This window comes from Leptospira ognonensis (assembly GCF_004770745.1).
In the GTDB taxonomy this organism is placed as follows: domain Bacteria; phylum Spirochaetota; class Leptospiria; order Leptospirales; family Leptospiraceae; genus Leptospira_A; species Leptospira_A ognonensis.
This window is the reverse complement of record NZ_RQGD01000014.1, coordinates 1-24,634: the sequence shown is the minus strand read 5'-3', so window position 1 is coordinate 24,634 and position 24,634 is coordinate 1. Positions and strand designations below refer to the sequence as shown.

The 24,634-nt window shown below is 40.9% G+C and carries 26 protein-coding genes; 17 read left to right on the top strand and 9 right to left on the bottom strand.

What is annotated here, in order from left to right; all coding sequences use genetic code 11:
- The first annotated feature begins 28 nt into the window (after nt 1–28).
- A complete protein-coding gene (locus EHQ58_RS03890; protein ID WP_135622213.1) occupies nt 29–388 on the top strand; it encodes a PilZ domain-containing protein in 360 nt (119 codons plus the stop codon).
- A gap of 1 nt (nt 389) precedes the next feature.
- On the opposite strand, the gene EHQ58_RS03885 is transcribed toward EHQ58_RS03890, so the two are convergent.
- From EHQ58_RS03885 to EHQ58_RS03865, 5 genes are read right to left on the bottom strand one after another with little or no spacing between them, the layout of a single operon-like run.
- Nucleotides 390–1,613, bottom strand: a complete 1,224-nt coding sequence (locus EHQ58_RS03885; protein ID WP_135622211.1) for an MFS transporter — start codon at nt 1,611–1,613, stop codon at nt 390–392.
- Nucleotides 1,610–2,713: a methylmalonyl Co-A mutase-associated GTPase MeaB gene (gene meaB, locus EHQ58_RS03880; RefSeq protein ID WP_135622209.1), complete on the bottom strand. Its 1,104-nt coding sequence runs from the start codon at nt 2,711–2,713 to the stop codon at nt 1,610–1,612. Before meaB ends, EHQ58_RS03885 begins: the two co-directional genes overlap by 4 nt.
- Nucleotides 2,694–4,829 (bottom strand): methylmalonyl-CoA mutase, encoded by a 2,136-nt coding sequence (gene scpA, locus EHQ58_RS03875; protein ID WP_135622206.1) that lies wholly within the window; start codon nt 4,827–4,829, stop codon nt 2,694–2,696. The genes meaB and scpA overlap by 20 nt, the downstream gene beginning before the upstream one ends.
- A 13-nt stretch (nt 4,830–4,842) precedes the next feature.
- On the bottom strand, nt 4,843–6,678 hold the full coding sequence (locus EHQ58_RS03870; RefSeq protein WP_135622204.1) for a methylmalonyl-CoA mutase family protein: 1,836 nt from the start codon (nt 6,676–6,678) through the stop codon (nt 4,843–4,845).
- A 1-nt stretch (nt 6,679) separates the two neighbouring features.
- Nucleotides 6,680–6,985 (bottom strand): hypothetical protein, encoded by a 306-nt coding sequence (locus tag EHQ58_RS03865; protein WP_246047116.1) that lies wholly within the window; start codon nt 6,983–6,985, stop codon nt 6,680–6,682.
- A gap of 64 nt (nt 6,986–7,049) precedes the next feature.
- Between EHQ58_RS03865 and EHQ58_RS03860 the strand changes: the two genes are divergently transcribed.
- From EHQ58_RS03860 to EHQ58_RS03850, 3 genes are read left to right on the top strand one after another with little or no spacing between them, the layout of a single operon-like run.
- A complete protein-coding gene (locus EHQ58_RS03860; protein ID WP_135622202.1) occupies nt 7,050–7,718 on the top strand; it encodes a lysoplasmalogenase in 669 nt (222 codons plus the stop codon).
- A 53-nt stretch (nt 7,719–7,771) separates the two neighbouring features.
- Nucleotides 7,772–8,512, top strand: coding sequence for a ferritin-like domain-containing protein (locus EHQ58_RS03855; RefSeq protein WP_135622200.1), 741 nt, complete (start codon nt 7,772–7,774; stop codon nt 8,510–8,512).
- The gene (locus EHQ58_RS03850) at nt 8,512–8,997 is read left to right on the top strand and encodes a DUF2505 family protein (RefSeq protein WP_135622198.1); all 486 of its coding nucleotides are present in this window, start codon (nt 8,512–8,514) and stop codon (nt 8,995–8,997) included. Before EHQ58_RS03855 ends, EHQ58_RS03850 begins: the two co-directional genes overlap by 1 nt.
- Before the next feature lie 55 nt (nt 8,998–9,052).
- On the opposite strand, the gene EHQ58_RS03845 is transcribed toward EHQ58_RS03850, so the two are convergent.
- Nucleotides 9,053–9,496, bottom strand: coding sequence for a hypothetical protein (locus tag EHQ58_RS03845; RefSeq protein ID WP_135622196.1), 444 nt, complete (start codon nt 9,494–9,496; stop codon nt 9,053–9,055).
- A gap of 59 nt (nt 9,497–9,555) precedes the next feature.
- Nucleotides 9,556–10,659 (bottom strand): TMEM43 family protein, encoded by a 1,104-nt coding sequence (locus EHQ58_RS03840; RefSeq protein WP_135622194.1) that lies wholly within the window; start codon nt 10,657–10,659, stop codon nt 9,556–9,558.
- A 157-nt stretch (nt 10,660–10,816) separates the two neighbouring features.
- Here EHQ58_RS03840 and speE point away from each other — a divergent pair, with 157 nt between their 5' ends.
- From speE to EHQ58_RS03800, 8 genes are read left to right on the top strand one after another with little or no spacing between them, the layout of a single operon-like run.
- Nucleotides 10,817–11,662 (top strand): polyamine aminopropyltransferase, encoded by an 846-nt coding sequence (gene speE / locus EHQ58_RS03835; RefSeq protein ID WP_135622191.1) that lies wholly within the window; start codon nt 10,817–10,819, stop codon nt 11,660–11,662.
- 7 nt (nt 11,663–11,669) lie between these two features.
- Entirely contained in the window at nt 11,670–12,947 is a 1,278-nt protein-coding gene (locus EHQ58_RS03830) for a hypothetical protein (RefSeq protein WP_167883527.1), read from the top strand.
- On the top strand, nt 12,937–13,668 hold the full coding sequence (locus EHQ58_RS03825; RefSeq protein WP_135622185.1) for a hypothetical protein: 732 nt from the start codon (nt 12,937–12,939) through the stop codon (nt 13,666–13,668). The genes EHQ58_RS03830 and EHQ58_RS03825 overlap by 11 nt, the downstream gene beginning before the upstream one ends.
- Nucleotides 13,658–14,533 (top strand): hypothetical protein, encoded by an 876-nt coding sequence (locus tag EHQ58_RS03820; protein ID WP_210412781.1) that lies wholly within the window; start codon nt 13,658–13,660, stop codon nt 14,531–14,533. Before EHQ58_RS03825 ends, EHQ58_RS03820 begins: the two co-directional genes overlap by 11 nt.
- A gap of 1 nt (nt 14,534) precedes the next feature.
- On the top strand, nt 14,535–15,365 hold the full coding sequence (gene pyrF, locus EHQ58_RS03815) for an orotidine-5'-phosphate decarboxylase (RefSeq protein WP_135622181.1): 831 nt from the start codon (nt 14,535–14,537) through the stop codon (nt 15,363–15,365).
- Nucleotides 15,366–15,387: 22 nt separating this feature from the next.
- A complete protein-coding gene (locus EHQ58_RS03810; RefSeq protein ID WP_135622178.1) occupies nt 15,388–16,656 on the top strand; it encodes an NAD(P)/FAD-dependent oxidoreductase in 1,269 nt (422 codons plus the stop codon).
- On the top strand, nt 16,647–17,471 hold the full coding sequence (locus EHQ58_RS03805) for a DUF1365 domain-containing protein (protein ID WP_246047114.1): 825 nt from the start codon (nt 16,647–16,649) through the stop codon (nt 17,469–17,471). The genes EHQ58_RS03810 and EHQ58_RS03805 overlap by 10 nt, the downstream gene beginning before the upstream one ends.
- Complete coding sequence (locus EHQ58_RS03800) at nt 17,428–18,744, top strand: SAM-dependent methyltransferase (RefSeq protein WP_246047112.1); 1,317 nt, start codon at nt 17,428–17,430, stop codon at nt 18,742–18,744. The genes EHQ58_RS03805 and EHQ58_RS03800 overlap by 44 nt, the downstream gene beginning before the upstream one ends.
- Nucleotides 18,745–18,777: 33 nt before the next feature.
- On the opposite strand, the gene EHQ58_RS03795 is transcribed toward EHQ58_RS03800, so the two are convergent.
- Nucleotides 18,778–19,287, bottom strand: a complete 510-nt coding sequence (locus tag EHQ58_RS03795) for a DinB family protein (RefSeq protein WP_135622176.1) — start codon at nt 19,285–19,287, stop codon at nt 18,778–18,780.
- A gap of 93 nt (nt 19,288–19,380) precedes the next feature.
- On the opposite strand from EHQ58_RS03795, the gene EHQ58_RS03790 reads away from it, so the two are divergent.
- From EHQ58_RS03790 to EHQ58_RS03780, 3 genes are all read left to right on the top strand, one after another.
- Complete coding sequence (locus EHQ58_RS03790; protein ID WP_135622174.1) at nt 19,381–19,827, top strand: SRPBCC family protein; 447 nt, start codon at nt 19,381–19,383, stop codon at nt 19,825–19,827.
- 57 nt (nt 19,828–19,884) lie between these two features.
- The gene (locus EHQ58_RS03785; RefSeq protein WP_135622172.1) at nt 19,885–20,247 is read left to right on the top strand and encodes a PLU-1-like domain protein; all 363 of its coding nucleotides are present in this window, start codon (nt 19,885–19,887) and stop codon (nt 20,245–20,247) included.
- 82 nt (nt 20,248–20,329) lie between these two features.
- Nucleotides 20,330–21,382, top strand: coding sequence for a DUF1574 domain-containing protein (locus EHQ58_RS03780; protein WP_135622170.1), 1,053 nt, complete (start codon nt 20,330–20,332; stop codon nt 21,380–21,382).
- Here the strand turns inward: EHQ58_RS03780 and EHQ58_RS03775 are convergent.
- Complete coding sequence (locus EHQ58_RS03775) at nt 21,306–22,901, bottom strand: peptidase MA family protein (protein WP_135622168.1); 1,596 nt, start codon at nt 22,899–22,901, stop codon at nt 21,306–21,308. The two genes, EHQ58_RS03780 and EHQ58_RS03775, sit on opposite strands and share 77 nt — an antisense overlap.
- On the opposite strand from EHQ58_RS03775, the gene EHQ58_RS03770 reads away from it, so the two are divergent.
- Together EHQ58_RS03770 and EHQ58_RS03765 are read left to right on the top strand one after the other, a co-directional pair.
- The gene (locus EHQ58_RS03770; RefSeq protein ID WP_135622166.1) at nt 22,896–23,567 is read left to right on the top strand and encodes a hypothetical protein; all 672 of its coding nucleotides are present in this window, start codon (nt 22,896–22,898) and stop codon (nt 23,565–23,567) included. The genes EHQ58_RS03775 and EHQ58_RS03770 overlap by 6 nt on opposite strands.
- A gap of 33 nt (nt 23,568–23,600) precedes the next feature.
- On the top strand, nt 23,601–24,634 hold a 1,034-nt coding region (locus EHQ58_RS03765; protein ID WP_135622164.1), incomplete at its 3' end, for a glycosyltransferase family 2 protein.

Below are 24,634 nucleotides of genomic sequence, written 5' to 3'. Positions count from 1 at the left end.
CTAAAAAATTTCGACTCATGATACTCCCATGTCGCAAGAAAAACGAGTTTATAAAAGGATCTCTGAAAAGGTTCACCTAACTTACCGAGTCATCCAAGTTGGCTCGGATCAGATTTTTCATCCAAAAGATAGAGGAGAAGGACAGTCACAGGATTTATCCGAGGGAGGACTTCTTTTTAAAACGAGCGAACCGATGCCTCTGGGAACTCGATTGGAACTTGAACTCAGATTCCCAGACGTCAGATATGTTCTTTATCCAAAGGCGAAAGTAGTGCGCTTGGAAGAGTTTAATGACGGTGAGTACTATGTGATCGGATTAGAATTTAATCAACTTTTTGAAAATGATAAATCATTAATCTTGGAACATATCCATCGACATTCAAAGTAAATTAATTTAGATTTGGTGAAACGTGAGCGGGTGGTTTGATTCGATGTTTACTCAGAATATGGAAGGAGACTAAAATCGTAACAATTGCTAAAAACGGAAGTGCGACTAAATTTAGACCATACCAACCGACCTTAGATTCTAGATACGCAGAACTATAAGTGGAAACAGTTGCCAATAGGTAGACGATAGTATCATTTAAGGCTTGGATGGAATTTTTTTCGGAAGGATGGTATTGATCCACCAACAGATTTGTTCCGCCCACATACATAAAATTCCAGCCAATACCGAGTAAGATCAATGCCAAGGCAAAAGGTAAAAAGTTTGTTCCTTGTAAAGCGGCAATCACTTCTAGAAACAAAGTGATTATTCCAAAAAGAATCAATTTAGGTGCACCGAGTTTGCGCACAAGAAATCCAGAGAAAAATGAAGGTATATACATTCCGAGCACATGCCATTGCAAGACGATGGTAGAGGTATGCATATGATGCCCGTGCGTTTGCATCGCAACTGGCACAGCCGACATCAACATAACCATGAGTCCAAAGCCAATCCCGCTGGAGAGAACCGATGTCCATAAGCCGGAATTTCTAATATGGTAGCTGAACGGGCGTGAGGTGGACTCGTCATGGGTCAGTTTCATTTCTGATTCGATCGTTTTTGCGACTTGCGGGAGATTGGCAATCAAAAAGAATTGTATGCATAAGGAAATAGATAGGATTAGAAAGCATCCTAGAAACAAATGATTTGGTAGAAGGTCCTTTCCATAAAGTCCAGCTAACGGTCCAAGGAAGGCAGCGGGAATTCCAGCTAGAAGGATCCAAGAAAGAGCAGTGGCCCTGTCTTTATGAGGGACACTTTCCATTGCCGTAAATCGTAAGTATTGTAAAAAAGATTGGTGAAGTCCGTAAAACAGATGTCCTACGCTAAATAGAATAAAGTTCCGACTGTAAAGTCCGAAAGATACTACTCCTATCCCAAAAATACCAATACTTGTTCCGATCAATAGCCCGTATTTTCGACCAACCTCTCTCATCATATAGGATGCAGGAATGAGTCCTATTAGAGTTCCGAAAATGACTAGAGACAATGGCAGAGAGGCCGATTCTGGGTTTTCCGAAATTGTTTTGCCCGCAAGGATAGTTACTGCCATCATCATCACTGATCCAATCTGGAAAAAACTTTGTGTTAATGAGAATAGACCGAGTTTTGTAAATTTATCTTTCATTTTAGTATGTCTTTGATTTCTTTTAGGACAGAGGATTTCCCCGAAAACACTCTGTCCTCGGCTGCGGTTATTTTATCCCTTACGCCTAACCTTCCATAAAACTCATCCAAAACGGCTTCTTTTAATGTCTCCTCAAACCAGAGTTTCATTTGTTCCTTTCGATTGCTCTGAAAATAAGTGTTTTCTATGGTTGTAAGTTTATAATCTTCGATGAGAGACCAAATCTCTTGGATTCCAGCCCCTCCGAGTCCACTGCAGGTAATCGCACGAGGTGTCCATTTTGATTCTGGAGGTGGAAATAGATGCAATGCAGACTCATACTCTGCGCGTGCTCTCGTAGCAAAAGGTTCATTTTTACCATCAGCTTTATTGATTGCAATCAGATCTGCCATTTCCATAATCCCACGTTTGATTCCTTGCAATTCATCACCAGCACCAGCTAACATAAGTAAAAGGAAAAAATCAACCATGGAGTGAACTTGAGTCTCCGATTGACCAACTCCAACAGTTTCTATGATGATTACATCGAAGCCTGCCCCTTCGCATAAATAAATGGACTCACGAGTTTTTCTGGCAACGCCTCCAAGAGATCCACTGCTAGGTGAGGGACGGATGAAAGCGGAGTCAGATCTTGATAATGATTCCATCCTGGTTTTATCTCCAAGAATGCTACCTTTCGTTCGTTTTGAACTAGGATCAATGGCTAGGACTGCAATTTTAAATCCTTTTTCAATGAGATAGTTGCCAAAACTTTCAATAAATGTAGATTTACCAACTCCAGGAACACCTGTTATACCAATTCGGATGCTTTTTCCTGAATGAGGTAGAATTTGTTCTAATATTTCTTGTGCTAGATCATTATGATCCTCTCGGTTGCTTTCAACAAGTGTAATCGCTTTAGAAAGGAAAGTTCGGTTTCCCTGGAGAATCCCGTTTGCAATCAATTGAGTATCGATTGAAGATTTTTTATAGTTTTTTCTTTGTTCCTCTACATAAGGACTAATGGATGGAACATCCTCTACGCCAGGCATCACACTTAAAGCGCTGGGCGTTGAGGATGGTTTTGAAATTTCAGGCTTGTTAGGCGGCTCTCCGTTCATTTAACATAATCGTTAAGATTTGTTTTGCAGCTTCGGAGATCACCGTGCCTGGTCCAAAAATCGCAGTTGCTCCTGATTTGTAGAGAAAGTCGTAGTCTTGGGCTGGAATCACTCCACCAACCACCACTAACACATCTTCAGCGCCAAGTTTTTTTAGCTCTGCAATTACTTGTGGAACAAGAGTTTTGTGACCAGCAGCAAGAGAAGAAATACCGAGTATGTGTGCATCATTTTCCACGACCTGCTTTGCAACCTCTGCTGGCGTCTGAAACAATGGTCCGATATCAACGTCAAATCCCATATCCGCAAAGCTGGTAGAGATCACTTTGGCACCTCGATCGTGTCCGTCTTGGCCCATTTTTGCTACCATAATGCGAGGGCGGCGACCTTCTAATTTTGAAAATTCATCCGCAAGTCCTCTAGCTTCAATGAAACCTTTGTCCTCAGATATTTCAGAAGAATATACACCAGAGATTGATCGAATCACAGCTTTGTACCTTCCAAAAACTTTTTCCATGGCATAGGATATTTCGCCGAGAGATGCTCGTTTACGAGCTGCATCAACCGCGAGTTCAAGTAAATTACCAGATCCACTTTCCGCACATTTGGTGATCGCATTTAGTGCCGCTTCAACTGCCGTGTTATCACGCTCAGCCTTCATTTGATTCAGTCGTTTGATCTGAGATTCTCTAACGGCTGTATTATCAATATCTAAGATATCGATAGGTGCTTCTTTATCTAAACGATACTTGTTCACACCTACAATCACATCCTTGCCCGAGTCTATGCGTGCTTGTTTCCTTGCTGCAGCTTCTTCGACTCGCATTTTTGGGATGCCAGTTTCAATTGCTTCTGCCATACCGCCTAACTTTTGTACCTCTTCAATCAAGCTCCAAGCTTTGTGAACTAAATCATGGGTAAGTCTTTCGACGTAGTGAGAGCCGCCCCAAGGATCGATCACTCTATGGATGTTTGTTTCTTCTTGCAGGTAAATTTGTGTGTTTCGCGCAATGCGTGCAGAAAAATCTGTAGGAAGGGCGATCGCCTCATCAAGGGCATTGGTGTGAAGGGATTGTGTATGTCCAAGGGCTGCTGCCATTGCCTCAATGCAGGTTCTGCCCACATTATTATAAGGATCTTGTTCTGTGAGGGACCAACCTGAGGTTTGGCAATGGGTTCTGAGAGCCATTGATTTGGCATTTTTCGGCTGGAACTGCTTTACAATCTTTGCCCAAAGCAACCTTCCAGCACGCATTTTGGCTATTTCCATAAAATGATTCATACCAATCGCCCAGAAGAAGGAAAGTCTCGGCGCAAATTCATCAACACTCAAACCAGATGCAATTCCTGTTTTTAAATATTCCCAGCCATCAGCTAACGTATACGCTAGTTCGAGATCTGCGGTCGCGCCCGCCTCTTGCATATGATACCCAGATATCGATATCGAGTTAAACTTGGGCATATATTTTGAAGTATAGCCAAAAATATCCGCGATGATTTTCATCGACTGTTTCGGTGGGTAGATATATGTATTTCTAACCATGAACTCTTTTAAAATATCGTTTTGTATTGTGCCGGCTAATTTATCTTTTGAGACGCCTTGCTCTTCTGCCGCGACGATATAAAAAGCCATGATGGGGATCACTGCACCATTCATGGTCATAGAAACTGACATTTGATCTAAGGGAATTTGATCAAAAAGAATCTTCATATCCAAGACTGAGTCGATGGCAACACCCGCTTTTCCAACATCACCGACGACTCGTTCATGATCAGAATCGTAACCTCTATGAGTTGCTAGGTCAAAGGCGACGGATAATCCTTTTTGTCCGGCGGCTAAGTTCCTTCTATAAAATGCATTCGATTCTTCTGCTGTTGAGAATCCTGCATACTGTCTTACCGTCCAGGGTTTGTTCACATACATCGTAGAATAAGGCCCACGTAAGTAAGGAGCAATGCCCGCAGCATAGTTTAAATGTTCCAAACCCGAGAGATCTTCTGCCGTATAACGAGATTGGATGGGGATACCTTCTGGAGTTTGCCAGAGGGAGGCAGATTGATTTTTTGCTGCCGCTTTTGGATTCGAGAATGGAATTTTAGTAAAATCAGGTCGCATTGCTCAGTATTCCTTATAATTTCGCTTGAGCTTTTTCCATAAACTCAATGAGGTTTCGTTTCAAATGGATGAAGTCAGTAATCCCTAATTCGTTGGCAGTTGCAATGAGGTCTTTCGGAAAGCCTGCAATAATGGGCCAAGCGGAAGGCATTTCTTTTTTCACGCTCTTTGCAAATTCGGGAAGGAGTGTCGTGTATTCTTCATCGGAAGAACATAAAACAACGATGTCGGATTTACTTTGTTTTGCGGCAGATATTCCTGACTCAATCGTATCAAAACCAGCATTGTCTAAGATCTCATAACCCAAACAGCCAATGAAATTGGAACTAAAGCCGGCTCTCGCTTTACGCATATTTACATCACCAATTGTTAGAAGAAAAACTTTCGGAACAGATTTTCCTTTGGCTACATGAAGGTCAGTAAGAACCCTGAGACGATCAAAATCCCAGGAGAGCCTAACTGTATCTACACGTTTGTATTTTCCCTGGTTTGGGAAGGCAAGTAAGGATTTCGTATTTGTGATATTCTCACCTAACTCTGGATGCCGTTCTTTTGGTAATGCATACTGGTTTGTGCCAAGTAAGGTTTGTTTTTTTGATGAGGCGGCATCTCGTTTTTGTTTGGCGCTGGCAATGATCGCATCCTGTACCTTGCCCATTTGTAAATTTTTATAGTATCCACCTTCGGCCTCGATCGCTTGGAATTCTTCCCAGGCTCTCTCGCAGAGTTGGTGTGTTAGAACTTCAAGGTAATAAGAACCAGATGCTGGGTCCTCTACTTTATCCAAATGTGCTTCATGACGGAGGAGTAATTGTGAATTGCGTGCAATCCGTTTTCCAAATTCATTTGTTTGGGCGTAAACTGAATCATACGGATTGACATAAACGTAATCAGCACCTCCAATCACAGCAGACATCGCCGCCGTTGTTCCTCGGAGGATGTTCACATGAGGATCATAGGCCGTAAAATTCCAAGAAGAGGTACTGGCAAAGATTACGGCTTTCGTTACGTCCCCAAGGCCAGGTTCATAGACATTTAACACCTGACTCCATAAAATACGCATTGCCCGTAGTTTCGCAATCTCCGTAAAATAATCAGAACCAACTCCCATCCAAAACCATAAGGAATTGGCAGCTAATGCTGGGGTTACTCCGGATTCTACAAGAGTATTGAAATATTCTACTCCTGCGGCTAATGTAAAGTTGAGTTCTTGGGAAATGCTCGCGCCTGCATCTCTAAAGTAGTTAGAATGTACGCAGATGAATCTTTCGTTTATATTTGAGGAGGCAAGAGAACTTAGATTTGTCTTAACTTTTTCTTCAGAATCCCCGAGCTCTCCACAGAGAATCGCAGTGCCGAAAGGATCATAGTCTGCTAGAAATTGTTTTGAACCCTTTGCCTTGGCTCGAATCTCTTTTTCAAAAGTAGGTGTTCTGTTTGCGAGGGATAGTATAACGGGCGTAACGCCCAGATCGATGCCTTGTAATAGATTCTTAATATCATCGGCAGAATGAATGGGAACTCCGTAAGATTTGGCTCCTTCTTCATGCGAGTAAAAAAGAAGTGCATCTGCTCCCGATAGGAGTGCCTTTTTGGCGGATTCATTTGCCTGGGAAGCAGATCCTTGATTTAAGATCGATTCCGTAATGTTCCAACCTTTTTGATTTCGACTGATGTCTGGTAAGGGGGAGGGTAGACTTTCTTTTCTGTAAAACGGCTGTATCGTAATGCCATCTTCTGTGTGCCATTCTACTTTCTCAAACGGTTGGCCTTTTAAATCTTTAAGGATGGTGTTTTTCCATTCCTCGCTCGTAACTCCTGGGAACTCAGAAAATAATAATTCGTCCAATCTATTCCTCTACCGTTTCGTATTCTTCCATATAGCCTGGAAAGTCTCCCAAACCTCGCACGAAAGTAAACCTCGCTGGGTAAATGACAAGCCGTTTCGCCGCTTGTTTCCAGGTTCCAGATAACAATGTAAATGGCGTAGCCACGATCCAGGCTGCCGTACCGAGAGCCGTACTCGCTAAACCGACTGGTCTTGCAAGGAGCACATCGAGTAACATTTCACCACCGCTTGGAACCTCACGGGCAGATAGGGTAAGCGAGCAGAAGCAAAATAAGAAAAGGATGGACATGCGGCGTATTTGTTTCATATAATAAAACACTCAGTTTCTCTAATGATAAAAACGACAGAGAGCTTGGTGTAAAGTAAGAAATATGACAAAAGATATAGTTTTATTCGGTTTGTATAGCATCGTCCACTTGGTTGCCATTGTATCCATCACAAAAGAGAATGTATTTTTTTTACCGAGCAAAATCATTCCTATCCTGCTTCTCATCCTCTTTCTCTCTCGGGATTGGGCTTATCTCTTAAAAAAGGGGAAATTGGTGGTGGTTGCCTTGGTATTCTCCCTCTTCGGAGATTCGTTTCTCGCTCTGCCTAGTCCAGATTTCTTTGTACCTGGTCTCGGATCCTTTCTTGTCGCCCAGCTGATTTACGCGTATGCATTTTCCATTGGATCGAAACTGTCGATCGTTCGGTTGATTCCGTTTGTGATCTTTGGTTGTACATTTTTCTATTTCCTTAAGCCAGAACTCGGTCCGCTCCTGATTCCCGTTGCCGTTTATGTATCAGCGATATGCCTAATGGGCTGGAGGTCATTGGCAAGAGTTGCGCCTAGTCGCGTCTATTTTCTCGGATTATTTGGGTCACTCATATTCATTCTCTCTGACTCAATCATCGCCTATTCAATGTTTCTAAATCGCACAATGGATCGACAAGTTGCTTCTCTTCTCATCATGATCACATACTATCTCGCCCAGTTTTTCATTTATGCAGCTACGAAAGTTGAAGAATTGAACTCGGTAAGAAGGAAAAGTACTTGAAAATTGACAACTGTGAGTGAAAATATAAGCGCTTTCTCTAAGGAATCTAAAAAATGAAATCCCTAAAAAAAACCACGTTTATCGAAGCAATCGCTGCTGCCATTGATCATGAAGTTAAATGTTTTCAATTCTATCTAAAAATATCAGAACAGCTTCCAGAAGGACCCATCCGCGAATTGTTTAGCCAACTTGCGTTAGATGGAGATGAGCATATCAAATTCATCAGAGAAGTATATAAAAACGCAGAAGGCAAAGAACTGCCAAATCTAAAACAATTAAATGAAATTGAAAAATTTCATTCCTCTACGATGCTAAAGATCATGGATAAGTTAGATCGAAATAAAAACGTTGAAGTTAAGTCTGACGAAAAAAAAGCCTTGGAGCTTGCTGTCCGTGAAGGCGAGGATGCCCGAAATTTTTATGCGAAAATAAGAAATAAATTCCAAGACCCGAAGATCAACTTACTTTTTCAAAAGCTTGCTAACTTCAATGATGCGAATACTTCATTATTGTCTGCACAAGCTATGGCGATGGAACAATCTTTACCTGCAGATCAGGTTTTTTATTGGGAGGATGAGGCATTACTTGCAGAAGTAACGCCAGTTAGTCCGCAGATTAAAAAATCGACTCCTAAAAAAACCCTTCCAAAGGCAAAAAAAACGGCTCCAAAGAAAAAGGTTCCAACTCCTAAGCCCAGCGCGAAGAAGGCCTCAAAAAAAGTAAGTAAACCTGTCAAAAAACCAACGCCTAAAAAAGCAAAGCCAGTCGCTAAAAAGAAAGGAAAGAAAAAATAGTGAAATACAAAGTAACACATGCATTCTCCGTATCGCTTGAAAAACTCCTTCATGCGAGAGAAGAAAGATACCAACATTTAGATCAGTTCCCAGATTTAAAAAACGTCACACTCATCGAGGAAAAAAAAGAAGGAAATATCATTACCCAGAAGAGAAAAGTGAGTTTGGAAGGATCTTTGCCCGCTGTTTTGCAGGCGGCACTTTCTGACCTATCCTTGCTTGAAGAATCGACGTTCGATACCACAACAAACACTCACGTTTTTAAGATTTCCCCACCTGGTAAGGACAATGTGTTTATCATTAAAGGAAAGAGTGTATACCAAAGTACGGGCGCGAATGCATCGGAAAGGAGTTATGAAGTGGAAGTGATCTCTGGTTTACTTTTTGTTTCCCCCATCGTAGAAAAGGCGATTGAAGAAATCCATAAACATAGCTTAGAAAAAGATAGAAACTCGATTGCAAAGTTCTTAGGTTTAGAAACGTAAAAAATTCGTGAGATTCCAGTAGGCCGAGGAAGTTTTCATGACTCGGCCCTTGTCTCTACCTTTCTGCTTTGGGCAGAGTCTGCATGTCCACCACACTTGGAAGTTCTTTCGAGGAATACCGGATTTCGCCCGTTGTATTCAATAGATAATACCTAGGCAATTCCCCCGTTTTCAATTCTTCAAATCTGTCATCCGCTATCATGGATGAAAATTCCAGATCAGATGGGATCAGATTCAAAAGAACATACGCCCCTAAATCAGGCTTTCCTTCGCCGCATTCCAACCCGATCAAGCCATCACATCGATGTTTTGTGACCGAGACCAAGATTAGCTTTCCTTCGCGGGATGCCTGGGAGAAGGCAAAGGACTTATTATGACTCCAATAAAGGCTTTCGCTTGCGAGTTGGTTTAAATGGATGTAGGCGAAAACGAGAAGAAGGATGAACAGCGGCATGGCCAGAAAGCCAATCAGATAGTAGACTTTATAATACTTTTTCATTTTTAAACTAGCAGACAGAAGCGAGTTCTGTCTGCCAATTCATAATTTGATTCTAGTGGCTACGCGGCGGGCGCGTTTTTCTCAAATTTTCCTTTTTGGGTGTAAAGATAAACAAAGGCTCCGATTCCCAGCACAAGAAGGCTAATGCCCAGAAGTGGTCGGAAAAAGATCCACGCAACAGCAATCGTCATAAAAGATAGGGAGAAGGCAAGGATGCCAGCAACGATGCTTACACCCATTTCTAAAATCCCACCAAGGATGGGGATAAATCCACCTGCTGCCGCGATTGGTCCAAACAACAATCGGAATCCCATAAACATAGCTAAGAATCCGAGGACTCGAACGACCCAAGTTCGGACTACGTTTGCATCTTGTGCTTCTTGGAACATGGTGACGGCATCTTTTTCACCAAAATCAAACATGAGTATGGTGGTATCTCTTTTGGTTTTGTATGGGTTTACGGTATCACCTTTGAGAGACCCGATGATGGATGCCGTTCCTTCCAACGCAACCCGGTGGCTGATTTTTAAATCTCCAATTGCTGGGGAAGCAGGATTGGATCCGATGTAAATTTGATTTCCTTGCGGATGAGCTTTCGAACCAAATTTTGATTTTACGGCATTTTTATCCGCTTGGTCGTAATCCAAATCGGAATTGGGAGAAATCGAATCAATCAATGCATCCGAAAAGTTTAGATTCCCTAGCGTTACGGAATTTGGACGAATAGTCTTTGTCTCGTAAGGCATCGATGGGTTGGTGTGACCGTTTGGTTCTTCAAAGTTGCTCGAGTTGATTTCAGAAGAAGACCAATCTTTTTTGTAGGTATAGGTTTTCTTTTTATCGCTGTCTTCTTTGGAATTTTCTTCCCATTGGTACATTTCGACACTGCGCGTTAACACAAGACCTTTTACTTCTACGCCAAACTCAGGGTCGGAGATGGCAGCACCTGCTTTTGCCTCACCGGTAGCGTGTATAAGCTTCCCGTTATGCGATGCTATGTCTTTTGTAGCATCAATGCTGACGACAAGGCCTGCGCCTTCTTCAAGTCCCTTTGCAATGTCTACTGCACAGCCCTCATTTTGAAATAAAATGGGGAAGGAAGCAATTAAGAGTGCAACACCGCCTACCGTACCTTTTAAACTTTCTGTAAAATTTCCCAGCATAATCTCTCCTGTAGAATCAATGGCTCAAAAACTATCGAATCATACGCGATTTCTGAATTCTGGAAAGAACTTTTTTGGTCAGGAAAAAAAACTACACTTCTGCCAAGGCGGTTTGAGGCTGACATAAACTAATGCTTGCGAAAGCGCGGAGAGGGAAATGGAGATCTGGTATACTGAAAAATTGGAAATCGAGAAGGGAAGAGCGGTAAGTTACCGAGTGACAAAAACTCTAGAGAGTTTGCAGACTCCGTTTCAGAAAATTGACATATTTGAGACACAAGCGTTCGGTCGGATGTTCACCCTTGATGGTGTCACCATGGTTACAAATAAGGATGAACATTCCTACCATGAGATGATTGCTCATGTTCCGATGATGAGCCATCCAAATCCGGAATCTGTTCTTGTGATCGGAGGTGGTGATGGAGGAACGGTTCGTGAGGTACTCAAGCACCCGACTGTCAAAGAAGTTGTCCTTTGTGAAATTGACAAAGGAGTCGTTGATATCAGTTACAAATATTTTCCAGAATGCGCTGATGCCATGAAGGATAAGAAAGTAGTCCATTATTATGATGATGGAGCTAAGTTCGCACGTGAAAACAAGGGTCGCTTTGATGTGATTCTAGTGGACTCAAGTGACCCCGTTGGACCTGCGGAAGTATTGTTTAAAGAGCCATTTTTTCGAGATATGGCAGGTGCCTTAAAACCAACTGGAATCATTGCAACCCAAGCAGAATCCTTCTGGTATCATGGAGATGTCATTTCTTCTCTATTCGAATTCATCCCGAAAATCTTTCCAGAGTATGGTTATTATTATACGACAATCCCGAGCTATCCTTCCGGAATCATAGGATTTACCTTTATGTCAAATGCGATAGATCCTTATAAGGTGAGTCCAGATGTTAGTCGATTGCCAAAGGGATTAAAATATTACAGTCCTGAGATGCATAAATCTGCTTTTGTCTTGCCTGAATTTGCAAAGGCTTATATTAAGAGAAAAGGTTAGTATTTTCATGTCCTCCCTTCTTCATATGATTTTTGTTATATTGCCGAAGGGATTGATTTTTTCACTTCTTTTTAGTCTGCCTCTAATCTCACTGGTTGCCCAGGAATCCCGTGCCATCGAACTTGACATGGAAATTGAGGCTCATGAGAAAAAAGGAGAGACAGAAGCCGCCGAAGAAAAGCGAAATCTCAGTAGGGATATCCGAAGGAGAAATTTTGCCCGGGATAAAAAAGCGATCATAGAAGTAGGTGATCCCAGACAGAAACTCCCGCCGCCATTTTATGCGGGAAACAAATCGTTTTGGGGTGGGTTTTGGGAGCTAGGATTTCGAGCGAATGTACCAGCAGCCTTTTTTAAATCTGGGATGGATTGGTCCTTGGATAACGGGCGCGTTGCCTTTCAGAATGGTTCACCCTATTTGCCGCGAAGCGTAGTTCCCTATCAGAACGAGTCTGTACTTCCTTTCATAGAAGAGAAAGGAAGGATCGCTCCAAAAGAAACGGTTCTTCCCACTATTCAGCTAAATTTTGTATCAGAAAACAAGAAATGGGGATTCGAATATTCTAATTTACCAGTACACGGCTCATATGAACACTCCGCCTATGGTTTCGGCCGGCAATTTGCGAGATACAGTACGCGTTTTGAAATGTATGATCATAAATTTATGTTTAAGGTGCATGAGGCTTTAGAGCATGATCGATGGTTCACTTGGGATTTTGGACTTCGTGTTGGTGGGTGGCAAACAAATTCTTCGTTTTTGTCACCCACACTCAACCAAGCAGGGGATCTTAGTGAGACTGCGAAATTTGTGGCTCCGAGTGCCGGGTTTCGCATCTACCAAACGGCGATAAAAAATAGTCGGATAGAATTTGGTTCTGACATGTTTTATACAACGCTTGGCTCGTTTCAATATGAACGACGAAACATGCGAGATGGTTTGATCGATTTATCTGGAAACTACATTTCAGGAAACCAATTTTATAAAGTCGAGTCAGCCAAACCTTTAGAAATGAAAATTACGGGTATAGACTTAAATCTAATATATTCGTTTATCCTAATGGACTATCATAGGTTAAGTTTTGGAGCGAGATCTACTTCTTATACTTGGAATGCCAACGAATCAAAACTACCAAACTTTTTAGCATTTAGCAATGAAGCTTTGGCTTTGGGAATTCAAAACTGGTATACAACTTCTGCCTTTTATGAGGCGGACGGGGATGGTCTGCGAGCCTCTCGTTATTTTACCGTTACGAATTTTTTTATAGGTTATAGCTATGTTTTTTAGATATGTGCGATCAATGATCCACTTCTTCTTACTTTTGTTTCTCTTTCAATGTTCGACTTCCATACGCGTATACCGACCTGTTGCGAACGAGAGTCCCTACGAAGTCATCAAAACCTTTCCAAAACTTTCTGTAGTAGCTTCGCACCCTTTTCCAGATAGATTTGCCCTTTACAGTCCTTATATTTATACAACGAAAGGCATTCCATTTTTTGGGACCGAATATGATTTAAAAAATGAATATGGTGATTTTGCTTATCTAATACGGAAAGAATTATCAATCCGACCTGAAAAATACCAGCTTCTCATCGCCGAAGGCGGGAAAATCGACGTGAAAGAATTTGTTTTCGAGTCGGTTGATAATTGTTATGCGAATGATGTAAATCTAAAACTTAAAGTCGATGTGCAAATAGGGAAGCGAAACGTAGAGACCTTTATCTATTCTGACCAAATCCATTCCTATATCTCTGATTGTTATTTAACGGGGAGCATTCTTACCATTATCCCTTTGGTATGGTATGTTCCTTATGCTGGATTTCGAGGGAATAGGGAGGACCAGCTCAATGAACTGGGTAGAAATGCTATCGAGGCCTATTTCCAATTTTTAGAAGGTTTGAACGGTTACGTTACCAAAACACCATCTACGCCGAATAAAACAACCGTTCCTTTTTTAAACGAACCTGCCACCGACCCCAAAATAAAAGAGATCATGGATAATCTGTAATATGAAATTCCTAGCTCAAATATTTGTTATGTTGTTTATTTTGGTTTTGATTTCTGGCTGTTATTCCATGGAAAAAAAATATAATTATGGAAATCCCTATTTGCCTTCTCCAGCTTTCGAAGAGGGAGAAGAACAATTCGAAGAAGGGGAGCCTTTTTGGATTATTGATAAAACGGGACATTACTTTTTTTCCCTTCCTTCCAAGTTAGTACTATGGAATTGGAAAATGGAAAATCATGAGATTTCAGAAGAAACAAAAGAATACATGAAAAGGTATATAAAAGAAAATAACCTTCGCGATGTTAAGGTTAGATTCAATCAATATGCGCCCATTTCTGAATGGAAACGATTGTCAAAAAATGAAAACATCAGCGGTCTAGCAAGATATACAGTAGGTATCTTTTCGCTCCTAAGTTATACGTTTTTGCCCGAAAGATTGCTTGCTGGAATCCTCGGAGGCGACCACTATAATTCTTTTACGAATACGATAAATATTTATTCTGATTCCATACCAGTTGTCATTCATGAAGCGGGTCATGCTAAAGATTTTTCTTTAAGAAAGAATCGGACCGCTTACGCCATGGCATACGCAGTCCCACTTGTCGGGACTCTTTATCATGAAGCGCGCGCAAGCAATGATGCCTTTGCTTATTTTGCCGAGAAAGAAGATAGAAAACAGCTTGAAGATGCCTATGACCTTTTGACCCCAGCATATTCTACTTATGTTGGCGGCTCCATAGGAGACTTGGTCTTAAAACCTATCACTAGTTTAACTGTGATACCAGGTCATATGTACGGTAGGTATAAAAAAAGATCGATTGATGAGCAGTTACGTGCGAGAAAGAAAATAGGAAATGTAAAATAAGATGTCTTCGGCATTCATTAAAAAGTACGTGGCGCGACGTGAGGAGTTAAAATCTCTTCTTTGCATTGGCATTGATCCAGAATGGGAGAAACTTCCGCACTCCTGCCTCTCTTCGGATGCACCTCTCTTTACATTTTCCAAGGCTATCATCGATGCCACTCAAGGCTATGCTTCGGCATGGAAGCCCAATGTTGCTTTTTTTGAGCGATTTGGTTCCAGAGGTTTTTTGGAATTCGAACGATACATTCTATATTGCAAAGAGATCAACCAAAATATTCCGATTGTGGCCGATGCGAAGAGGGGCGATCTGGCAAACACAGCAAAAGAATATGCCAAATATTATTTTGAAACCTTAAAAGTGGATGCCCTGACTGTGAATGCATATATGGGTCGAGATTCCTTACTTCCGTATCTTGACCTTGGCGGATTTGTTTTTATTTTATGTTTAACATCAAATCCGTCCTCAGCCGACTTGCAGAAGTTAGTGCTTAAAAAAACAAATTCGTATTTGTACGAAGAGGTTTCTGATTTTTGCGGCAAACTCAATGCCGAATACCCAGGCCAGGTAGGGATGGTCATGGGTGGTACACATCCGGCGGAGCTTGCAGAAATGAGGCGTCGTCATCCAAAAATGTATTTTTTGATCCCTGGTTATGGGGCTCAAGGAGGCAGTTTAGAGGATATCTACGCAGCCTGTGGTCGAGATTCGCTCATCAACTCTTCGAGAGGTGTCACCTTATTGTCAAGAAATGATGACTTCGTAAGCCTTGCGAAAAAAAAGGCCGAAGAAATTCAAAGCCAAATGAGCCAACTTCTTTCGTCCAATGTCTAAACATAGATAAAGGACTTCTTTAGTGAAAGAAAAATTAGCGATCATCGGTACAGGTATTTCTGGTTTGGGAGCCGCATACTTTTTAGCAAAAGACTATGATCTAACCTTGTATGAAAAAGCTGATTATATCGGCGGGCATACAAATACCCTTGATGTAAAAGAGGATGGTAAGCTCATACCTATTGATACAGGCTTTATCGTTTTCAATCATGTAACCTATCCAAATTTACTTCGATTGTTCAATACCTTAAACGTACCGACCAAAAAATCAGATATGTCTTTTAGTGTGCAATATGCCCCCACTAACTTGGAGTTTTGTGGGTCAGGATTGAATGGACTTTTCGCTCAGAGACTCAATTTTTTCAAACCACGCTATATTAAAATGTTACTTGAGATCAATCGTTTCAATGTAAATGCACCAAAGATTCTCTCAGATGCAAAGTATGATGATTGGGACTTAGGCCGTTACATGCGAGAAGAAGGCTATGGTGAGGATATCCTTCATAATTATCTGATTCCTATGAGCTCGGCCGTTTGGTCGACACCACCCGATTTGATGCTGAGTTTCCCTGCCAAAACGCTTGTTCGGTTTTTCCATAATCATGGATTTTTAGGACTTAGTACCCAGCACCAATGGTGGACAGTCGATGGTGGCTCGAGAGAATATATCTCTAGAATCACCAAAGATTTTAAAGATAAAATCCACCTCAATGCGGGTGTTGCTTCCGTGATGCGAGAAGGAAAGCAGGTGAAAGTAACCCTTGAAAATGGAAAAACGGAACTCTTTGATAAAGTAGTTATGGCAACACATGGTCCAACTTCTGCCAAACTTGTGAAAAATCCGACTCCCTTAGAACAAGAGTTGCTTCCTCTATACAAATACCAAAAGAACATCGCGACATTGCATACGGATGCGTCTGATATGCCTAAAAAAAGGTTCATCTGGTCGAGCTGGAATTATAAGATCACAAGAGGGAATGACGGTAAGTTACAACCATTCACGATCTATTGGATGAACCAATTACAGGGTGTATCGAAGAATAAAAATTATTTTGTAACTATCAATGACCCCTCTCGGATCAAAAAAGAACATATCATAAGAGAAATAGAATACGAACACCCATTGTTTTCTGTAGAGGCCGCTCTTGGCCAAGAGAAACTTCCCAAATTGAATGAGACGGGGCCAATCTACTATGCAGGGGCATACTTTCGCTATGGCTTTCATGAAGATGGTTTTTTATCTGCAGTGAATGTAGCCGAAGCAATCCTAAAGAGAAACCCTTGGAACTAAATTCAAAAATCTATTCTGCTTTGGTCTCGCATACGAGACTCTTCCCAGTCAAGAACCAATTTCGTTATCGCGTAGGGACGTTTCTTTTGGACTTGGATGAACTAGATGGATTAGATAAGCGAGTCTATTTTTTTGGTAAAAATCGATTTTCACTCTTTTCCTTTTGGGAAAAAGACCATTTGCATTATGGAGATGGAACTCTAAAGGATCAGATACGAAATTTTTTAAAAGACTCAGGAGTTGAGTCAAGCATATCAAAAGTTTACATTGTTACAAACTTACGGGTATTTGGTTATGTTTTTAATCCTGTTTGTTTTTACTTCTGTTTTGATGAAAACGCTAAAATGGTATGTACCATCGCAGAAGTTGGCAATACATACGGCGAAATTAAACCTTATGTAGGTTTGGTGGATGATCATGCAAAAGGAACAATTTCGCAACCTGAGTCTTTTATGCGCGTTTGGAAAAACTTTTATGTATCACCTTTCATACCCTTAAATTCGGAATTTGAGTTTAGATTGAATTTTCCCAAAGAAAATTTACAAATAGGCGTAGATTCTTTCGAGGACGGAAAGAGAGTACTTACCACAGCTTTTCTTGGAGAAAAAAAACCATTTTCTTCCTGGAACTTATTTATTCTTTTCTGCCGATATCCGTTCATAACAGTCCAAATAATAGCGCTCATCCATTACCAGGCTTTAAAGCTTTGGATCAAGCGTGTACCATATATAAAAAAAAATGAGAATATAGAAAGGCAAACAGGAGTCACCCTTGGAGAAGTCAGCAAACCAGTCTCTCTTGCAAGAAACGATTGAACCCGGAATTTTAAGACAGATAGAGAGTACATCCGGAAAGCAACAGTACGCTATTTATCAAACGCTATTTTTTAAAGCCTTAGGTCGTATGCGAAGAGGATCCATTCGTGTGATTCTGCCCGATGGTTCACAGTCCATGCTCGGTGACTCATCTTCACCTTATGAAGCTAGATTTCACTCGGCGATCATGCATATAAAAAATCCAAAGTTTTTTAAAAGATCAGTTTTGCACGGAGACATTGGATTTTCCGAATCATACCTGATGGGTGAGTGGGAAACGGATTCTATTGAAAACGTGATTTCATGGTTTATCTTGAATGTGGATGATTCTCCAAGTCTATCTGGTGCGAAAAAAAAGTTATTTCACTTAGATCTTTTTAATTTAGGAAACAAGTTTTTGCACTTTTTAAGAAGAAATTCGCAGAGAGGCAGCAAAAAAAATATCGTAGAACATTATGATCTTGGAAATTCATTTTATAAGCTTTTTCTTGATCCTACCATGACTTATAGTTCTGCATATTTTGAAAATCTGGACCAAAGTTTGGAAGATGCGCAGACAAGAAAGGTAGCGAAACTTTGTGAAAAATTAAATCTAAACTCGAACGATCATTTGCTGGAAATTGGGAGTGGGTGGGGTTTCCTTTCAATTTATGCGGCAAAAAATTTCGGATGTAAGGTAACTACCGTTACATTATCTGAAGAGCAGTACGCATTTGCAAAAGAAAGAATCATAAAAGAAAAATTAGAGCATCTCATCGACATTAAAATCCAAGATTACCGAGACATCACGGGTTCCTATACGAAGATAGTTTCCGTTGAAATGCTGGAAGCTGTTGGCGATGCGTATTATGAATCATTCTTTAAAAAGTGCCAAGAGGTCTTAACTAGGGAGGGACTGATGGCGTTACAAGTGATCACTTGCCCTGACTCTAGATTTTCAGCGTTCAAAAAAGGTATAGACTTCATTCAGAAACATATCTTTCCTGGATCCTTGCTTCCTTCGATCGGACGAATGAATGAAGCCATCAACAAAACAGGTGACATGTATCTTTACCACTTGGAAGATATGGGATCAAGTTATGTTAAGACATTGCGTCTTTGGTTAAAAGCATTTGATGAGAATATTTCTGAAGTTCGTAACCAAGGATACAGTGAAACGTTCATTAGGAAATGGAGATACTATTTAGCCTATTGTGCATCGGCATTTCATATGCGAAATATCAGTGTGGTACAAATGGTTTACACCAGACCAAATAACTTACACCTCTCCTAACGCAAATTTAGTCGTAAGTTCTTTTTATATCGATCACTCATCATGCTCTGGAAGTTGTGACTGGAGCATGTAAACCAAATCAATTTCGGGTGAAGAGTAGCCGGCTGTTGTCATAGCGGCAATGATCTGCCCACGGTGATGCGTGCCATGGTTAAAAACGTGGGCAAGGGCTGGTGTAAACGGGATCTTCGATTGGAAACCTCGCATCGTAGAATAATCAAGAGTTTCAGGAAAGGATTTTGCACTTTTGATTAAGCCTTCCCATTTTTTTGTTTGATCGACAAGTCTATCTTTTAATTTTTCTCGATCCATTTCAATTTCTAAATCGAGAGCAATCACTGGCGATCTACCTTCGGCAAAACGAGAAAACCACAGTTGGTCTACGACCAGAAGGTGATTCAGGGTTCGGTGTATCGATTTAAAAAAGAGTCCAGAATCCTTTCGATAATCCGTATCACTGACTCCGCTTAAATGCAGGTAGAGATGGTCCGTTGCCCAGGTATGGTATTTCGCCAAAATTTCAAGGTGATTTTTAAGTTCCATCGTTATACCGATTAGACTGTCGCTTGCATTGGCGGGAGTCTATCTTCCTAAAAACAGATTGCCAAACTTTCGGAAAATTACGAATCTTTGCCAATGAGAGAATCTAAATCTGTATTCGATTTCAATGAACCCTTGGAGAGAGTATGGCAGGCCATTACGGTATATGAGGTGTTAGTTCATTGGTTAGCTGATGAGGTTAGAGGTCGTCCGAAAGAAGGGGCTGACTTCTCTTGGACTTGGCATCTAGGAATTGAAGGAAATTTTACCTCTCACGGAACATACAAGAAGATTGTTCCGGAAAAAGAGCTTATCATGGAGTGGAAGGACCACCCTGCAGGGGATATTTATTTACAGCTCATTTTCGAATCTTTGGGAAGCAACCAGTCTAGATTAACGATCATTAACGGAGGGTTTCCTAACTCTGATGCATTTAACGTATGGTTAGAAGGTGCGAAAGAGGGCTGGGACAGCCAGGTAGAAAAGCTGCAAGTATTCTTGAAAGAACACCCAGACTTCTCACAATTTTTAAAAAAGGTTTGATCTCTCGCGCCCTTCTAAAATCCTGGTAAAAGTAAGGGTTAATGAGGAGGGTCTACAATGGGATATCCCGAACTAGAAACCTATTTCCAAAGGCTAACAGATATTACTGATCGTATCGCGATGATGAATAGTCATTTTGATGCAACACCAGAATTAGATATACCGATGTTATTTGAATTTTATGAAGACATTGAAAAACATTCTTGGGAGACAACCGACCGCGAATATTATGATCTTTTCACGAGTTACTTCACTTTTCATGTGAAAACCGTAGAGGAAATCATCCAGGAAGCGCGCGAGATTTTGAATCCTGAAAATCGTGAATATGTCAAAAAGCTTGTTCAGCACGTAAAAGCAGCTGATGAATGGTTTTTAACTCTTAAAAAAAGAAGAAAAATCTTAAAGACGCAAGTTGCTTAAGAACCGACACTCCGAAGAAATTCGGAGTGTATTCACCCCCAATTGCTTTACATTTCTATAGCTATGTGATTTCGTTTACGAAATGAAAAAGCAAACATTTCTCTACTACCCACTCCTTTTGCTTCTTCTTGTTTTTCTTATTGATCAGATTTTTCGCGTCCCCTTTGTTCAGTTATTAACGAAACTCGATCTAACTCCCGTTAATTATACAGCAAAAAAAGACTTACTTGAAAAAATAATACAGAATCGCGAAAACCTAAAAAACAAGAAGCTAATGGTCATTCTTGGTTCTTCACGCCTCCTTTATTTCGATGCCGATGACTTAAAGAATTTTTACCCAGATTGGGAGATTTATAATCTTTCCTCTGCCGTGACCACTCCTGCCTACTATGATTATAACCTAACAAAGCTATTAGACGCGGGAATACGTCCTGATCTTGTGTTAATGGAAACCGATCCTAATCAATTCAATCAAAACTCGATCTTTAAAATTTCAAATCTCACATTTAGTTTTGATCTACCGTATGTCATTCGCAATTCATCCTTATTTGGAAAAGATCATGTTTCCTTCTTTTTAGGTCGCAGACTGTTTGCGGTTGGAACCTATAAACCATACCTAGACCAAATGTGGAGAAATTACACCAACTCCAATCTAGATGGGTTTATAAGTATGAAGCAAACAACCTATGATCATATTTTAAATAAAAATGGGCATGGTCTTTCTCCCATCGACAATTATGTAGAAAAAGATGTGAACATGTTGGATATGACAAGTCACAGAACACTTGATTGGCTATTTTCCTCATACCAACCCAGTGAAATGCAGTTTGCTTTTTATGAGAAAATTTTAGCTCGTTTAAAAATGGAAAAGATAAAATCAATTGTCATCTGGCCTGTTTCTTCTCCAAGTTTTGAAGCCCTTCTTTCCACTCATCCGGCTCTTCCTGCCTGGGAAGAGAGAGTAGACAAAGTTTCGAATGAAAATGATTCCCCCGTTTTAAAACTAAAAAAAGATCCTAATTATTCATGCAATGCGTTCGCTGATGGGGGACACATTTCTAAAGAGTGCTATCATTCTTTGATGCGGGCAGTTCTACTGGAATACTTTCGACGTTTCGAACCGGCTCGTCTATAAATTGAGTACCACATAAAGGAAGAGGGGACAAAGTTTCAGAGGTACTCCCACTTTGAATTAAACTTTTATAACGATCGGCACCAGTTGACTCTGATTTGGATTCTAGACTACCTCTAATTGCTGTTAAGGGAGAGCTACTAGAATATGCACCCCAGCCAACAAGAGTTTTTGTATTTCCCAAATTTTTGACTGTTCCCATATTTTCAAATTTGCTACTAATCGAAGTTAAATTGTAGTTCGTATTCAAGACAAAAGATGATCCTGTTTGAAAGGTTAAGTTGCCTGTTACTGCAGGCAACGGTGAAGTAATAAGATCGTTTAGAGTGGATTCAAAGGGGTAGGTAAGATACGCACTTGCCAATGATTTATTTGAAATAGTAGAGCTCGAGATATCTGATGCAGAAAAATAATCGATAGAACTAAACCCTGTAATCGCACTTGCTTGCCCAAAAAACAACATAAACGTATTAAAAAATACGGTTGGATTGTCTGATCCGAGGATGCTTGAGTTAAACCGCGACGAGCTCCGAAAGACTGTCATGAGTTGGCTTGCCGTCCCCGCTCTGACTCCAGATGCATTCCCTTGAACTGAGGCTCGGAAAAAATTATTTTTTTCCGTTTCATTATTCCCCGAGATATCGTAAAGATATCTCATATAGGCATATGCCATCGCATATTGTTTTAAAATGGTGGCGGAGCTAGAAGTACTAGCCCAAGAGAGTAGAGAGATGCCATTGGCGCCATTGGGACATCTCGTCGTTTCTGTTCCGCGAAAACAAGATAACCTTGCCGTTTGTGGACCGAAACCTGCGATGTCGCTTGCCACTTCGCTTGTGCCCTCATTGATCCAGGTATCATCCGTTACGCGAGCTGTGTTCATATATTGATATCGTATTAAATGTTGAAATTCATGTGCTGCAGTAGAAGCAAAGGCAGTGGGATCGTTTGCTAAGCTTGCGACGAGTTCCTTTCCATCGATATAAAGGATTTCTGCGTAGTTAGATCGAATTGATGAAACCGTTCCATCGCGGAAAAAATTTACGGGGTCATAAAAACCTGCCACATAGGCAGAGTTTGTTGCCGATCCATCCACAATGTCCAAAACTAGAATTTTAATTTTGCCATTTTTATCAACATCGGAAGGTTCTCCAAATGCGGAAACTAACTTTGGATAAGTACTATCATTGAACTCGGTTGCAAATTTTAAAAGGTCCATGTTTACAAATAAGCCACGTTGTTTATAAACAATTACATTCGATTTCGTGCTGATTATATCTACAGGAACACAATAGCTGCCTTGTGTTTGGATGTTTCGTGCCCAAATATCGCCACCTGTTTCGCAATTCCCGATGTTTGAGATCAGGCTGAAGGCAAAAAGGTTTTGGGTGTCACCACTTTCGGGTGAGAGCGTTAAATAGTAGCTCGCGAGAGGTATGGCACAGGAATTAAAAAAATATAGGAAACAAATAGACGTAATTAAACTCAGCAATGGACTGAAGTAATTAGCTTTGTTATGCATAAATTTGGTGTCTTCATTAGTATTTGGCCGGCAATTCTGGTTCAAAGTCTTTTTTTCCCGCTTTCTCTTTTGGCGGTTCCCACATCGGGACTCTACTTTTCCAAAAGCATTCCTACAAATCATGGGTTTATCCTAATAGGCATTGAAATCTCAAAAGCTACTTCAGGAATCACCTTTCTTGCCCAAGAATTGCGCTTCCATTCAGTCAAGGGCTGGGAGGAAATCCTTTACGCAGGCCGTGGGGAGGAACGTGACGGCAGTTTAGAGCTTCTGCCAAACTCTTGCCAAGTGCGGGCAAATGTTACCTTCGGGGAGAAAAAGGGTCTGGTTCGGCGTTACGATTGCACCCACCTTCGTTTTGAAATTCGTACTACAGGCGAGATTCCCAGCCTTTCTTCTAGCCTTTTGGGTACAGTTTCTCCTGTGCCCTTGGTAAATTGGCTCCCTGGAACGACAGGGGAACCAGTCGCCGTCTCCTTCCTGCTTCCCGGCTCCAGAGACGAAGAAGGAGTTTGGGGGTTTCATTTGAATGGCATAGGAAAGAACAATCCAAGCTTCCTTTGGGACCAACAGTCCAAAAAATGGGATCGATTCCAAAAATTTGAGTCCCTTGGTTCTCCTTTGGACTATCATATCTACCGCTGGAAGCGAACCTTTTCTGATTGACCAGAGGCCAAACCAAGCAGACCTTCGATTTACGTGAAAAAGATCAGAATTGGGGTCATTGCTGCCGCTGGAAAAGGGACGCGTGCCTATCCTCGTACTAGTTTTATACCGAAACCCTTGTTTGTCATCGAAGGGAAGACCATCCTCCATCGAAACGTGGAACTCTTATACAAGACATTTGGCGTCGAGAAAGTCTATATCCTTGTTGGCCATCTTAAGGAACATATCCTAGCTGAGATTGAAGTGATTCGTTTGGCATTGCCAAAAATTGTCATTGAGCCTGCGCCTTGGACAGAAAAAGGCCTAGCATCTGATATCGCGAGTTTAGAGAAAAACATTCAGGAACCCTTTCTAACAATTCTCGGTGATGAATATTATTTCAAAACTGATCATGAAAATTTCTTAAAAACAGTAAAAGCACATCCAAAGTTAGCTGCCTCAATTGGTGTTGTCAAAACATCTCTGCTCTCACGCATACGCAAAAATTATTCTGTTGAGTTGGATGGAGATAAAATCGTTGATTTGGTAGAAAAACCTGAGGACCCGCCAAATAAAATTTTGGGATTGGGTTCTTACCTGTTCACACCAGAATATTTCAAATACTTTAAAATCACTCCGCCTTCATCCAAATCAGGGGTCATTGAAATCACCCAAGTCATTGATAAGATGGCGAAAGAATCCGCTGGCGGTGTGTATGCCACTACGCTTTCTTGTGAATACTTTAACATCAATTCAATGCAAGATTATTATCATGCAGTATACGAAGTACGAAATGAACTTTTCCCTAAGTTTAAATCTTCGCTTGTGATTCCTACAAATAATAATGAACGTTCCATTACAGATGTGATCGTTGATTTTAAAGATAAATTTCACGAAATTCTTGTGATTGATAATGAGTCCACAGACGATACGATCAATCTTTGTAAAAAGGAAAAAGTGAAAGTTCATACCTTCCCAGGAGAAGGGGACCCTAAACGACTTGGTGAACAAGTGCGTAGAGGCATAGAACAAGCGTCAGGCGACATTATCGTTGTTGTCTCGCCAGATGGATCCTTTCGTTCAAAAGA